This is a genomic window from Eisenbergiella massiliensis (assembly GCF_003435485.1).
Genome location: NZ_QVLV01000038.1, coordinates 34,298 through 45,844, shown reverse-complemented (window position 1 = coordinate 45,844; position 11,547 = coordinate 34,298). Strand labels below are relative to the sequence as shown.

Below are 11,547 nucleotides of genomic sequence, written 5' to 3'. Positions count from 1 at the left end.
TGAAGCACGGGGGATTCGAACCCATTATAATAGGTAGAAACACATCCCGTATTTACGGGGAATGGCGTAAATGCGGGATTATGCATTGTATTATAATACAGTTTTTCGCATTTTAATCGGCTTAATTATATTATAATACCATACTATGCAACACGAAATGCAACACGAGTTATTCAGTTTTTAAACTTATTTATTTCGTATTATTGATTATTATTTTTGTTCTTTTTTAATTGCTCTACAGGTATCCCTCCCGCAGGCCAAACACATAAAGAAAAGCTTTTAAATAAACAACCGCCCCAGGTATTGGGGGACCCCCAGAGCGGCTACGCCCTGTCTGGTTACTTATACAACACCAAACTACTTTTTTGCAAAAATCAGCATATATCGCCATATGCAGACAAAAACATATAAATTGTTAAAAATTTTAATAAATAGAAAAAAAATTAATACACTATTCATTGATTTTTACATATGATAGGTTATAATAAGAATACAAAATAATATGCATTTTAGTAACATGTGTATTATTTATGGAAACGATGCTTGTAAAGGAGTGATTATATGAAAATCAAAATAAGCAAAAATTTCCTTGATGGGTATGTCAAAGTTCTAGATTTAGGTGGTGTTGGAAAAACATGGCCGGATCTTTCTGGTAATAAGCAAAAAGACTATGATGCACTAAGGAGTGATTGGGAAAATGTCGGAAACGCAATCCGAAAAGGCACAGGAAGTTTTAAGCAAGCCCGCAGCTGATACTAAACCGGAAGCCAGCCTTCAAGTAGATGCTGAAATGGAGGAGGAACAAAGAGAGCAGGTTCGCCAAGTTGTAACCAGTGTAATGAGTGAATTTAGTGGCCCGCTGCCTCCTCCCAGTATCATGAAGGGATATGAGGATATTGTTCCTGGTTCAGCAGACAGAATATTATCAATGGCTGAAAATCAGGCAAAACATCGTCAGAGTATGGAAAAGAAAATAATAGATATAGAATCAAGAGATAGTCTATTAGGCATTTTATTCGCTTTTTTTCTAGGTGCAAGTTGTATAATTGCGGCTATAATTATTGTTATTCTTGTCCCTGAAAATAGTGGTGCAATATCTGGTTCAATACTTGGAATGGCTGGAATAAGTTCGGTTATTGCTACTTTTATTAAAGGTACACGTAGTGCACATACCAAAACATCTAAATCAATTTCTGAAAAGGATGATTAATCTACATAAAAAAGAGGGGAAACATCCCCTCTTTTATTTTAATTGTGTAGCATCGCACGTCATTCCAATATGTTTACTCGCCGGAGCTCCGTCCGTATCCCGCTCTGAGCCAGCATCTGCCCAAAATTGGATGCCTCCGCCCAGGTATATGACAGTCCAGCGATATTGGCCCACAGGCTGCCATCCGGCTCCTGAGATACACCATCGAACCGGGTAAGGTTCCAGCGCTCGACCACTGCACAGAGCTTGCCTACATATTCTAAGGAGGTAGCATATCCGCCATCTTTCAGAATCTGGAATGCTTGTCGGTAATCTCTGCAACCAACTACACCAGCATACCGCAGGTCACTTCCCGCCCTTGCCCCGGCCAGATAAGCGGAATGGTCAGCTAAGTATGCCGCCACCGATGGATAAGACCGAAAAGCCGCCGTTATTGTGTAATAGCTGCCGTCCTCTCGCTGCTCCGCTGTATCCTTGATATAGACACGGCCGTCCCAGGCTGACGCCCATGTATTGCCGGACAGCTCCGCTTTCATCCCGCCCAGATTAAGCGCCTGCAGCGCCAGCTCTGACTTACCATAGCCCGACTCCAGAATGCTTTGCGCCGCCGTCACGCTTGCCAGGATGCCGGATGTCTGCATGTCGGCCGCAGCCATCCGGCCAATGTACTCCACAAATTCTTCCCGGCTCATTGCCGCCAACCTTGCCGCATCTGCCGTGGTCTCTGCAGCCTGTCCAGTTATGCCGGCTACAATAGCCGCAGCCATACGGTCAGCGTTGTATATCGCCACATCGTCCGGATCATCCACAAAACAGCACTCAACCAGCAGAGCCGGTGCCTTGGTATGCTTGAGGACATACAGCCCCGGGCGCTCCTTAACGCCACGGTTACGGTATCCCAGCGCCGCTATGCTATCGGCTATCTGCTGTGCCCAGGGGACGGCGGGGGAAGCCTTGCCATACACCAGGACTTCCGTTCCCGTTGTCCTCCCGTCCGGCTTCGGATTCGCTGCGGCGTTGAAATGGATGGACACATCTATATCCACCTCATGACTATTACAGGCTGCCACAATACGCTTGAGTACATCCTCCTTGCCCGTGCCGTTGTTGCAGGTGCAATCATGCACTGTATGGCCCATAGCGGTCAATTGTGCCATTACCCTATCTTTCACCGCCCGGGCTTCCGTGGACTCTCGGATAAGCCCCACAGCACCGCAGGCGGCCATTCCGTCCGGATTATGCCCGGCGTGTATGTTTATTCTCATAGTTTTCCTCCAAAAAGAAAGGAAGGGGATTACTCCCCCTCCGTCTCCTGCGTCTTAGGTTCCGGCAACTCCGGAAGGCCTGCCACCGATGTAGCCAGAGACAAGATACCGGCCAACGCCGATGCGCTGAACACAATCGGCCAGTTCACCGCTCCTAATACAGCAGCCGAACCAATGGTAGCCACAAAAGTCTGCGCCGTGGTTTTAATCGCCCTCACTCCTGCACGCTTGGCCCACTCTTTCCAATTTCTCTTTTTCATAATCAATCCATCCTTTCCTATTTCATAAATTGTGCTATTAAATAAATAACTCCGCCCGCCATAGCCGCCCCAATAGCCCCCAACGCTGCAGTAAACAGGGCTTTCGTGGAATCCTTCCATCTCTTAGCAGGCTCCGCTTTCAATGCATCAATATCCTGACCCTGTTTCTCTTGCTCCTCCATCATCCGTGTCATATTGATGGTGAGTTCCTTGACGGATAGGGCCAGGTTCTGGATGGCTTGGTTTTGCACCTCCAAGTCATCCAGACGATGTTTAGCGGATTTTGCCTCCTGTTCCAGGACTGTAAGCTTTACAGCAATCTCTTCGTCCGTCATGTGCACCTCCATGAGTAATGCGGCTTATCCTCGCCAAAGAGCCAGTACCGCAGGTAATCGTCCAGTATGATTCCGGCCGCCGCCAGAAAACCCCAAAGCACAGTAAATGGCAAGCATATCTGCCCCAGAACGTTAAAAGGCAGCCCTGAGTAATCCCAGACCTGCCAGCCAAGCCAAATATTAATAATGCATCCGGCTATAAACTCCACCGTAGTTATAATAACTGCCCCGATGATACATTGCTGCCATACCGGCATATCCCAGGGGATAACCTCGTTGATAAGCCCAATAAACCAAAAGCAGAGGCCGCCCACAATAAACATAGTCCAATGGCTCCGCCCGCGAAACACAAGTTCGCAGAGCACATACAATAGGCCGCCGATGCACCACAGCACCAGCGGCCTTACCCCCCTCATACTGCCTGAGCCGCAATCATCACTTTCAACGGCTCACTCTGGTATGCCTCCGGCAACTCCACGCCATAGGTCACGGCGGATACTTCCTCTTTTGTGGACAAACTGCGGATGTATATGCGCAGGTCCCGGAAATATGTAACGTGCCATGTCACCCATGCCATAGCCTGCGTAATAATCAGCCCCATATCTGCATTGCTATAAAACTTACAGTGTTCGCCCTCGTCGCTGGTGTGCCAGGGAATGTTATCCTCTCCGGCCGCCACCTGGCTCTGCAGGCCTACAAGGCTTGTCTGGTCATGTTCCGTCAATGTGAAATGCTCCACTGTCCCATCTGTCAGCGTGACATTAACGCCGCTCTGGATTGCGGCCTGCTGCAGCGCATTCATTTCCTGTACCTTCGACTCCCGCAATTCTTCAAGCGTTGGCTCCGGCGCCGGTTCGGGTTCAGGGGCAGGTTCCGGGGGAGTCCATATGCTGCCGTCACAAGATAATTGATAACCGTTGTATGCCGCCGTCACCTCGTCGTTACGGTATATGGTTGTGTATCCCAGGTAATCATCCCCGCCGATATCCAGAACGCCCGCCGCGTCCAGATACAGCCGGAAGCCCTTTGTACTTATTACCGGCTCTGTACCTTCCGGGAATTTAATGGTTACTATATTCCCGGCCGGAACCACAGAACATTTTATAAAATCTTTGGACTGCAAAAAATTAAGGTACGCCATAGATGCATACCTCCTTTCTGTTTACGATATTTTGTTTATAGTTTTATTTCTTTACTGCCGTTAAATCAGAAATGGATCTATCTAATTCCATGCCAAGCAGTCTGTAACAGGAATCCCAGAAGTTCCCAAATCTTATCTTTTATTTTTCCCATACAGATTTCTGCACCCAATTCTTCCGAATAATTTTTAGGATCAACGCAGGCAGATGATTCTACAATTTCAAACCCATTTCGCAGCACACACCTAACAACCGTTGTTCTGTCTCCCAGTGTCATTGTTTCTGTATATGCAACAAACTCTTCCACCATTTTCTGTCCAATAGATACTCCTGAAGGCAGATTTTCATTATCATCAACTTGAAGATAAGCCCTTTCGAATATCTCCTTCGGACTCCAGCTTACATACCCATCAGGATATTTAAGCAGGTATCCACCATCCTCTGGCTTCTCATCCGCAGGAATCTGCCATCCCCTATATGTGTTATACTCTCCTCTTGTCATAGGTTCTGCTTCTATTAATTTTGTTCCTATATATTTTTTCATAAATCTCTCTTTCCCCGGCACTCAGCAGCCGGCAGCTTAAGTTGTTAAATCAGAATTTAGGTGCCCTGAATGACAGTGGCGCAATTAAGGGCATGGACGCCAGGGAGGACGGAGTATACATTACATATTCCACTGGTGCCGATACAGTGACAAAAAAATTGGGTAACTTGGGCAACACATCATATATTCAGGCAGAACCTACATACCGAAGAGTTGCGGCTGAATTTGATGTATCCGATTGTAACAAGATATTATTCACCTGTAAGACAAGTGGATCTGCTATCTGGTTTATGGGAAGCAATGAATCAACTTATGTGATAAATACAGGTACTTCGTTAGGATTCTGTACTTCTTCCGCCAATGAAACAAAAGAGTATGATGTTTCTTCATATAAATATTTTCGTGTGGAAATGCTTGGCTCAGGTATTGTACAAAATATAAAATTCTCTTAAAGTGGGCATTACGGAATCAATTCCACCTTTAACAGGATTGGAGGGTTTACAGCTGCACCGCGATAAAAAATGCGTAGGGTGGTTTGTTTAAGCGCACTGATATCAAATGTTCCGGGGGAGGTATAAGAAGTAGTACCACATACTACTTCAAAAGGATATGTTCCTAAATTTGTAATTCTAATCTTAGAATAGGCTGAATAGTCAAAATTATCTAATTGAAAATTGGAATAATATCCGTTATTGATACCACCGAAGGCATAGGATCCTGTGCCATCCATTAATACCAATGCATTACTAAAAGGGAGCCATGTATCAGCACCTCGTTTGCGGTAAAAGCCCTTTCCGGTGGCGTCAACATCAAATTCGATCTGACCCTGCGCTAAATTCTGATTTAACTCCTTTACCGCCAGTGCCCCCGCCATATACCCTGTCTGCGTATTTGCCGCAATATCGTCCAGATTATCAATAATCTTAGACTTATCGGCAATCCCGCCAGCGGGTATTGTTGGCCTATCCGTCAAATCTGAGTACCTCCCAGAAAACGCAACATCTTTAAGATCTACAAACCATTTCATGATTTTCCCAAATGATACTGACAGTTTTTCCCCAGAAAGTAAATTTGTCCGGCTTCCAGCCTGGGTAAACTTATTTACCACATTGCTGGCATCCCCAGTTTTATCAAGTTTTTTTACGACTTCCGCGTCCAGAACATCCATGTTGTCGTTAAGGTCCTGTACGTTTACAGGATCGGTTCCATCCGGCTTCATCAGCCGGAAATTAGGTGTTAATTGCATATTCTCTTTGCCTCCTCTATTTCTTTTACTTTTTCCCATCCGTAGGCTGCCAGGCGGTTCCAGGTATATTCTTCTTCCTGCAGCCCGTTCCAGGATACAAACGGAGTTATTTCATTGACACGCAGCCCATTCCACGTATACGGCCGCAGGTCATTCCAGGTTCTCGGTTTCAAGTCATTCCACTTAATGTACTTGTAGTCAAATGTATACCACAGATGCGCGGGTTTTATTTCTTCCAGCATCGTGATAAACGCCTGCATATTGCGTGGGATGCCATAAATGCCAATAAAGCGGACGATAAAATGATAGTTGGAATTATCCTCGATAACCTCCACTTCGCCGCCAGAAAAGGCTTCTGCAACGTCCTTAATCATCTCCGCCGTGGTAGTTCCTTGGCCCCTTATCTTCGCCATTATGATTTCCCGGCGCTGCTCATAAGATAAGGACATGTTTGTGGCAATTCCGAAAACCTCCTCCCACCGTATCAGCCCCCATGTTGCCGTAGATACAAAACACTGTTCCACCAAATCCTCCAGGTTATGCCGGGCCAGCCCCGCTTCATATCCCTGCGCGGTATAAAGAGCGTCCATTTCCTTTTTTTCATAGACGAAGGGAGGAACATACTGCTTAAGGTCAATATAATAATCCGTCTGTCCGCTGTCGGGAGTGGAGTCCCTGGCATACTGTATCAGGCCATATTGATTTTTTCCGTACATTCGATCAGCTCCCTTTCAGGTCGTTCCAGGTAACAGCGCCCTTTTTTATATACACAGTATCATGATTATGATTTTTGGCAGCCGCATCTGTAATACCATAACCAGCAAGAGTATTCGGATTGCTGCCGCCAGTAACATGGCCCTGCGCATTTACAGTCACGGATTTATATGTACCGGTCGATACACCGCTGTTTGGATGGGTGTACCCAGATTCAGGAACGCCCCATGCCGCATCGCCATCAGCTTTCCACTTTAATATCTGTCCGCTGGCCCCGCCGGCAGGAATATGTTTATTCCCTGAATCTGTCGGATGTACATATTTATTGGCGCCCTCAGCAATGCCGTTCAGTTTTTTTAGCAAGGCAGCCGTAAAATCATTTGTGGACAGCCCCTTGCCGGTCACCTTGTCCACTTTAGCGTTGAGGTGGGCCATTATTTTTCCATATAAACGGCTCAGCCCATTTGGATCCAAATATGACATAATCCACCTCCTCAGGAGTTTAGAATAGCGTCAATCTCAGCGTTTGTCATAGGAACGAGGCCATCCAGTTTTTTCTTATCGGCGGCGCTCATTAATCCGTTCGCGCTCTGTGTAGCGGTGCCATAAGTAGTATTTGCAGGTGATGCCCAGGAACCATCTGCACGCAGGTATTTTGACTGCGCACCGGCTGCAGGTGCCGGTACAAGACCGGCCCCACCAGCTGCTGATGCTGTTGCTCCCTTAAATGTACTGTAGGTCGTATCCGTAAACTTGGCGCCGGCCGGCACATCAACCGCAACGGTATGGCCTCCAACTGTTGCAGCGTTACCGCCATTTGCCGGCATCGATGTCGGCTTGTTTTTGATGTAGGAATCAGAACCAGTATCTGTTGCCGCCCAGTCACTCTGCACATTCTGTTCTGCATTTGCGGGCGCATGGGCGGCCAGGCTGTGGTCATAGGCGGTTTTCCCGCGGTCCCCCCTATATGCAGTGCTGGCGGTTTCTCCAAGTGCAAGAGTCTCCGATACCACAACATAGGCGGTCCCTGACCACCTGTAAGTTTTACCAGATGTAATATCTATATAAATTTTTCCAGACTCTCCTGCAATCTCTGTTGTGTGGGCAGATTCCTTATAGAATTTACCGCTGCTTAAATACCCTTCGACCACATCGTCCACGTAAGACGGCAGCTGGGCGGCCGGTACCTTTCCGCCGCTGTCAAGCTCTGCTACGCCACCCGCAGCCCCTTTCTGTGCCGCGGGAATCGCAGATACATCAGCTGCAGATAATGTAATGTCAGCCGTCAAGGCCTTGCCATTGATTTTTCGTCCTGTTGATACCTTCCCATTCAGTAACTCCTTAACTTTCGTCCACAGGTGTTCGACGCCTCCAGCATCTAAAAATGCCATACTATAATTACCTCCTTATTGGTTTATGATATTGTCTATCTCTTCAACGGTCATCGGCCTATATTGGTTTTCTGGTGGCTCAGGTTCGATACCGTCCAGGGCGTCAATCTCCTCTTTGGTTATCACGTCCTCGGCAAAGGCCTGCAGGTCATCCGCAACTTGCTGCTCTGCTCCCGTGGCCCTTGACAACTCCGCCGCCAGGTTATCGGTAAGCACTTTTTCAGCGGCAGACGCCCGGGAAGCTTCTACCGCTATGGCATCCGCGTTTTCCTGCTCAGCAGTTTCCGCCCTGGTTACTTCTGCATCCAGCCGTAGAGACAACACCTCTTCGGCCTCTTGCGCCCGCGCCATCTCAGCATCAATCCGGCCATCCAATCGCAACTCCTCTGCCGCAGCACGGTCAGCCTCCGTCTGCAGGTTCCGCGTCAACTCTGCTTCCGCCGAAGTTGCCCTGGCCTCCTCCGCATTGACTCCACCCTGCGTTTTCACAACGGCTTCCTGCACACGGTTGATATCATCGGCCTCCACGGTATCCCCCACCGTCTCATAAGTAACGTAGACCACTGAAGCATCCGACTGGATTCTGATTATCCGCTTCCACGGCATCGTGCTGGGAGTAGACAGGGCAAAGGTCTGTATCTGCTCTCCGGTCAAGGTTGGACCGGTATACACTGATAAGGTGCTGTCCACGATATTATCGTGCTGCAGCTCCTCGTCATAGATACCGCTGGCGGGCATATGGATTTCTTCCTCAATGACATAGGCGTTACCATCTACCTTATTGAGTTTTTCGTGAAATATGGAAAGCTCCATCATTATCCCATCACCTCCAGCGTCACGGTCCCGATGACGGCTATCTGCTCATCTGTCAGCTCGATATTGTGTGAAAAACCATTAATGGTAAGGTCAGCATAATCCTCTAACCCGGCAGTCTCCAGAAGGATATTACCTACGCGGGCATACCCGACATAACTAATATCAAATGCATTATCCTTTAGAAAAGCATTGAACGCCGTCCGGAAAGCCGCCTGCACCTTCCCAAGATTCAGCCCGTTTTTAAGCTTAACTCTGCCCATGATATTGACTGGCAGTTCCTCCGCTGATGCAATGGTCACTGTGGCCCCGATAGGGCGCATTTCCTCTATGTATTCCTTGACAGTTTTCAGGAGGGCAGGAGTAGCTGCCGTCTTATCTTCATCGGCTATTACCACCTTAACGGTACCGGGACCATAGGCCAGCGGGAATACTTTAGCGGCTCCCACTCCCTTACAGGCCATTGCCCAGTTATAGTAATCATAGATGTTACCACTGGTGGAAGGCTTTCTTACCTTGATAAGGAAACGTTCCCGCAGAGCGTCATCTGATTCCTCATTTGTTCCTTCCAGCAACACATCTGAGAGTATCACCTCAACGCCGACAACATAAGAAATAGGAACCATCTTCCCGAAATACATATTTCCGATAGTTCCCACCTGTTCGCACTCTGCCCTGTATTCAGTTTCAGATACCCGTTCTGTAATTATGTATGTGGTGTCCTCCAATTCCCAACGAGAGTCAAGTTCTACCGGCCCTGTGGTTTCCACTTTCCGAATAGCCTTTACTGCAGGTTTGCGGAAGAGGTTAAAAGCAACCAGGAACCTATCCTGAAACTCACCGACAGATTTATCCGGCAGTACCAGGTCAAGGTAGTTATTCATTAGAAAATACTGCTCGGCCTGGATATACGCCGTCGGCCCCAAAGCATCGTAAACAATACTGCCTTCGCGCTTGTCTATGTCATCCGGCACACGCTCAAGCATTCCATTCAGCAGATTTTCATAAGTTTTATTTTCATACACTAAATTCCCACCTCCACCTTTATTTTCAGAGGGCCATAGATGCTTGACACATTAAAAGAGCAATGGCAGGCGTCCCCTTCAAATACAAATTGAAATCCATCCACTTGGAGGATCCGGTCATCCTGCAGGAGCGCTTCCCGGACAATCCGCTTTAATTCTGACCGGACATAAGGCTGTTCCTTGCCAATCAATTTTTTCAGCTCAACACCATAAGAAAAAGTATAGATCGGATACTCATATCTTTCTGTATTAAGGATTTTATAGATGGCCTGCTCCAGGGCTTTGATACCATCAACCTTCCCTGTTACCCGCTCTTCTGTCATTTTGTGGGTGAGGGTGGTGTATTCCGGCTCCTGCAGCACGGTTTCTGTAGTCAACAGATAACTTCTCATGGTTTTCTTTCCTCCAATACTGCCGGTAGCCCGATAATTTCCAAAAGATAAAAGTCAGCCCCACCATCATTCTGGAAAAGATAAACCCGGTCACCTATTTTCAGGGAAGATAAAAGATTCCCCGCCACACAGGACATGGGAATCTTCATTTTCTGTTTATCCGTTACAATATACTTTCCGTCATAGGTCCCAATAACCAGAGAGGCCATATTCCGGTTGTTGATATAATTTTCTACGATCTGCTTAATCTCACGTATCATCCGGTCATCACCTCCAGTGTCATGGTGTGCACCGGAAGAAAATCATGAGTCACTTTCTGCACAATAAGCCGCCGGTTCAGCCGTATATCCTCAATGCTTCCGTAAATGCTGTTTCCTGCCCTTACAGACAGGTCCCCCATACATTTAAAGGTAAGCGTTTCTTTTTCATGGTTATAAAGTTTCAGGAGGGCGTTGGCCTTAGCTTTTGCCTTCGCCGGGTCAGAATCATTCTCCAGTTTTTCGTAATACTGAAGCATGCCGTATTTTTCAATGGATCCGGTATCTTTCGTAATATATACGTCAGCATGGCCTGTTTTCTTATTTCCGGATACTAGTTTCACCTGGTTGTAAAATTCATCGTCTATGGATTTCTCCCAGTCGTATTCATAGCACAGACTGTTATCGCCAATGATAAGCGGCAGCTGCAGGTCTGCAATATCCCGCAGACAGACTGAGCCATATTCATCCCGGAGACAATACATATGCTCAGTACCGATGAGGGTATCTCCTACAGCTCCGTAAATAATATCCAGCCAGGTTTTGTCACACTGCGGCTTTGCCTGCAGGACATATCCTGTTGGCATGAGGCTGCCAGTCTGCAGCTGAAAAAAATTACACATCCGGGTCACAAGGTCCGTCAGTGTCTCATTCTCGATAGTTATGGTATCTTTTGCTTTGCAGTAGCGAATCTGGTCATAGGCCTTTACTTTAACCTCTTTATCCTGCCCCATGCCGGTTTTAAACACCCGTCCGAAAAATACGCCGTCTGTTTCGCTGGTATTACACAACCGGACATAAGAGCCATTCTGAATAATTTCAGTGCCGTCATACAGATATGTAAAATCCAGACTGCCGGCACCGTCATTCAGCGATTCCGACAGAGACAGTTTTGTGCAGCAGCTGGTCATATCATATATAACACCATTCGATTCCACCAGTAATTCCATCCTGCC

18 protein-coding genes are annotated in these 11,547 nt (G+C 47.2%); 3 read left to right on the top strand and 15 right to left on the bottom strand.

What is annotated here, in order from left to right:
• The first annotated feature begins 561 nt into the window (after positions 1 to 561).
• On the top strand, positions 562 to 753 hold the full coding sequence (locus DXC51_RS29380) for a hypothetical protein (RefSeq protein WP_146045242.1): 192 nt from the start codon (positions 562 to 564) through the stop codon (positions 751 to 753).
• Complete coding sequence (locus DXC51_RS28105) at positions 698 to 1,210, top strand: DUF2335 domain-containing protein (protein ID WP_102287089.1); 513 nt, start codon at positions 698 to 700, stop codon at positions 1,208 to 1,210. The genes DXC51_RS29380 and DXC51_RS28105 overlap by 56 nt, the downstream gene beginning before the upstream one ends.
• A gap of 59 nt (positions 1,211 to 1,269) precedes the next feature.
• On the opposite strand, the gene DXC51_RS28100 is transcribed toward DXC51_RS28105, so the two are convergent.
• The 6 genes from DXC51_RS28100 to DXC51_RS28075 form a co-directional block, all read right to left on the bottom strand.
• Entirely contained in the window at positions 1,270 to 2,475 is a 1,206-nt protein-coding gene (locus DXC51_RS28100; RefSeq protein WP_117545924.1) for a glucosaminidase domain-containing protein, read from the bottom strand.
• A 29-nt stretch (positions 2,476 to 2,504) separates the two neighbouring features.
• A complete protein-coding gene (locus DXC51_RS28095) occupies positions 2,505 to 2,735 on the bottom strand; it encodes a holin (RefSeq protein ID WP_117545922.1) in 231 nt (76 codons plus the stop codon).
• A gap of 17 nt (positions 2,736 to 2,752) precedes the next feature.
• A complete protein-coding gene (locus DXC51_RS28090; RefSeq protein WP_117545920.1) occupies positions 2,753 to 3,070 on the bottom strand; it encodes a hypothetical protein in 318 nt (105 codons plus the stop codon).
• Positions 3,067 to 3,486: a putative ABC transporter permease gene (locus DXC51_RS28085; protein WP_117545918.1), complete on the bottom strand. Its 420-nt coding sequence runs from the start codon at positions 3,484 to 3,486 to the stop codon at positions 3,067 to 3,069. Before DXC51_RS28085 ends, DXC51_RS28090 begins: the two co-directional genes overlap by 4 nt.
• On the bottom strand, positions 3,483 to 4,211 hold the full coding sequence (locus tag DXC51_RS28080; protein ID WP_181970223.1) for a DUF4376 domain-containing protein: 729 nt from the start codon (positions 4,209 to 4,211) through the stop codon (positions 3,483 to 3,485). The genes DXC51_RS28085 and DXC51_RS28080 overlap by 4 nt, the downstream gene beginning before the upstream one ends.
• 77 nt (positions 4,212 to 4,288) lie before the next feature.
• Positions 4,289 to 4,753, bottom strand: a complete 465-nt coding sequence (locus DXC51_RS28075) for a Gp49 family protein (protein WP_102287093.1) — start codon at positions 4,751 to 4,753, stop codon at positions 4,289 to 4,291.
• A 41-nt stretch (positions 4,754 to 4,794) separates the two neighbouring features.
• Between DXC51_RS28075 and DXC51_RS28070 the strand changes: the two genes are divergently transcribed.
• Complete coding sequence (locus DXC51_RS28070) at positions 4,795 to 5,205, top strand: hypothetical protein (protein WP_117545916.1); 411 nt, start codon at positions 4,795 to 4,797, stop codon at positions 5,203 to 5,205.
• 8 nt (positions 5,206 to 5,213) lie between these two features.
• On the opposite strand, the gene DXC51_RS28065 is transcribed toward DXC51_RS28070, so the two are convergent.
• Genes DXC51_RS28065 through DXC51_RS28025 form a run of 9 tightly spaced genes read right to left on the bottom strand, consistent with a single transcriptional unit; the run spans position 5,214 to position 11,541 of the window.
• Complete coding sequence (locus DXC51_RS28065) at positions 5,214 to 5,999, bottom strand: hypothetical protein (protein WP_117545915.1); 786 nt, start codon at positions 5,997 to 5,999, stop codon at positions 5,214 to 5,216.
• On the bottom strand, positions 5,990 to 6,715 hold the full coding sequence (locus DXC51_RS28060) for a YmfQ family protein (RefSeq protein WP_117531718.1): 726 nt from the start codon (positions 6,713 to 6,715) through the stop codon (positions 5,990 to 5,992). Before DXC51_RS28060 ends, DXC51_RS28065 begins: the two co-directional genes overlap by 10 nt.
• A 4-nt stretch (positions 6,716 to 6,719) precedes the next feature.
• Positions 6,720 to 7,196 carry a hypothetical protein gene (locus DXC51_RS28055; protein WP_117531716.1) on the bottom strand — a complete coding sequence of 159 codons (477 nt, stop codon included), beginning with the start codon at positions 7,194 to 7,196 and terminating at the stop codon, positions 6,720 to 6,722.
• A gap of 11 nt (positions 7,197 to 7,207) precedes the next feature.
• Complete coding sequence (locus tag DXC51_RS28050) at positions 7,208 to 8,104, bottom strand: hypothetical protein (protein WP_117531714.1); 897 nt, start codon at positions 8,102 to 8,104, stop codon at positions 7,208 to 7,210.
• Positions 8,105 to 8,119: 15 nt separating this feature from the next.
• Positions 8,120 to 8,920: a hypothetical protein gene (locus DXC51_RS28045; protein WP_117531712.1), complete on the bottom strand. Its 801-nt coding sequence runs from the start codon at positions 8,918 to 8,920 to the stop codon at positions 8,120 to 8,122.
• Positions 8,920 to 9,942, bottom strand: a complete 1,023-nt coding sequence (locus DXC51_RS28040) for a baseplate J/gp47 family protein (protein WP_243003286.1) — start codon at positions 9,940 to 9,942, stop codon at positions 8,920 to 8,922. The genes DXC51_RS28045 and DXC51_RS28040 overlap by 1 nt, the downstream gene beginning before the upstream one ends.
• Positions 9,942 to 10,334: a DUF2634 domain-containing protein gene (locus DXC51_RS28035; protein WP_117545914.1), complete on the bottom strand. Its 393-nt coding sequence runs from the start codon at positions 10,332 to 10,334 to the stop codon at positions 9,942 to 9,944. Before DXC51_RS28035 ends, DXC51_RS28040 begins: the two co-directional genes overlap by 1 nt.
• Entirely contained in the window at positions 10,331 to 10,594 is a 264-nt protein-coding gene (locus tag DXC51_RS28030) for a hypothetical protein (RefSeq protein WP_069153752.1), read from the bottom strand. Before DXC51_RS28030 ends, DXC51_RS28035 begins: the two co-directional genes overlap by 4 nt.
• Positions 10,591 to 11,541, bottom strand: coding sequence for an XkdQ/YqbQ family protein (locus DXC51_RS28025; protein WP_117545913.1), 951 nt, complete (start codon positions 11,539 to 11,541; stop codon positions 10,591 to 10,593). Before DXC51_RS28025 ends, DXC51_RS28030 begins: the two co-directional genes overlap by 4 nt.
• Between the last annotated feature and the right edge of the window lie 6 nt (positions 11,542 to 11,547).

Coding starts and splice junctions, on each gene's coding strand:
- DXC51_RS29380 (WP_146045242.1), top strand. CDS start 562: ATGAAAATCAAAATAAGCAAAAATTTCCTTGATGGGTATGTCAAAGTT.
- DXC51_RS28105 (WP_102287089.1), top strand. CDS start 698: ATGTCGGAAACGCAATCCGAAAAGGCACAGGAAGTTTTAAGCAAGCCC.
- DXC51_RS28100 (WP_117545924.1), bottom strand. CDS start 2,475: ATGAGAATAAACATACACGCCGGGCATAATCCGGACGGAATGGCCGCC.
- DXC51_RS28095 (WP_117545922.1), bottom strand. CDS start 2,735: ATGAAAAAGAGAAATTGGAAAGAGTGGGCCAAGCGTGCAGGAGTGAGG.
- DXC51_RS28090 (WP_117545920.1), bottom strand. CDS start 3,070: ATGACGGACGAAGAGATTGCTGTAAAGCTTACAGTCCTGGAACAGGAG.
- DXC51_RS28085 (WP_117545918.1), bottom strand. CDS start 3,486: ATGAGGGGGGTAAGGCCGCTGGTGCTGTGGTGCATCGGCGGCCTATTG.
- DXC51_RS28080 (WP_181970223.1), bottom strand. CDS start 4,211: ATGGCGTACCTTAATTTTTTGCAGTCCAAAGATTTTATAAAATGTTCT.
- DXC51_RS28075 (WP_102287093.1), bottom strand. CDS start 4,753: ATGAAAAAATATATAGGAACAAAATTAATAGAAGCAGAACCTATGACA.
- DXC51_RS28065 (WP_117545915.1), bottom strand. CDS start 5,999: ATGCAATTAACACCTAATTTCCGGCTGATGAAGCCGGATGGAACCGAT.
- DXC51_RS28060 (WP_117531718.1), bottom strand. CDS start 6,715: ATGTACGGAAAAAATCAATATGGCCTGATACAGTATGCCAGGGACTCC.
- DXC51_RS28055 (WP_117531716.1), bottom strand. CDS start 7,196: ATGTCATATTTGGATCCAAATGGGCTGAGCCGTTTATATGGAAAAATA.
- DXC51_RS28050 (WP_117531714.1), bottom strand. CDS start 8,104: ATGGCATTTTTAGATGCTGGAGGCGTCGAACACCTGTGGACGAAAGTT.
- DXC51_RS28045 (WP_117531712.1), bottom strand. CDS start 8,920: ATGATGGAGCTTTCCATATTTCACGAAAAACTCAATAAGGTAGATGGT.
- DXC51_RS28035 (WP_117545914.1), bottom strand. CDS start 10,334: ATGAGAAGTTATCTGTTGACTACAGAAACCGTGCTGCAGGAGCCGGAA.
- DXC51_RS28030 (WP_069153752.1), bottom strand. CDS start 10,594: ATGATACGTGAGATTAAGCAGATCGTAGAAAATTATATCAACAACCGG.
- DXC51_RS28025 (WP_117545913.1), bottom strand. CDS start 11,541: ATGGAATTACTGGTGGAATCGAATGGTGTTATATATGATATGACCAGC.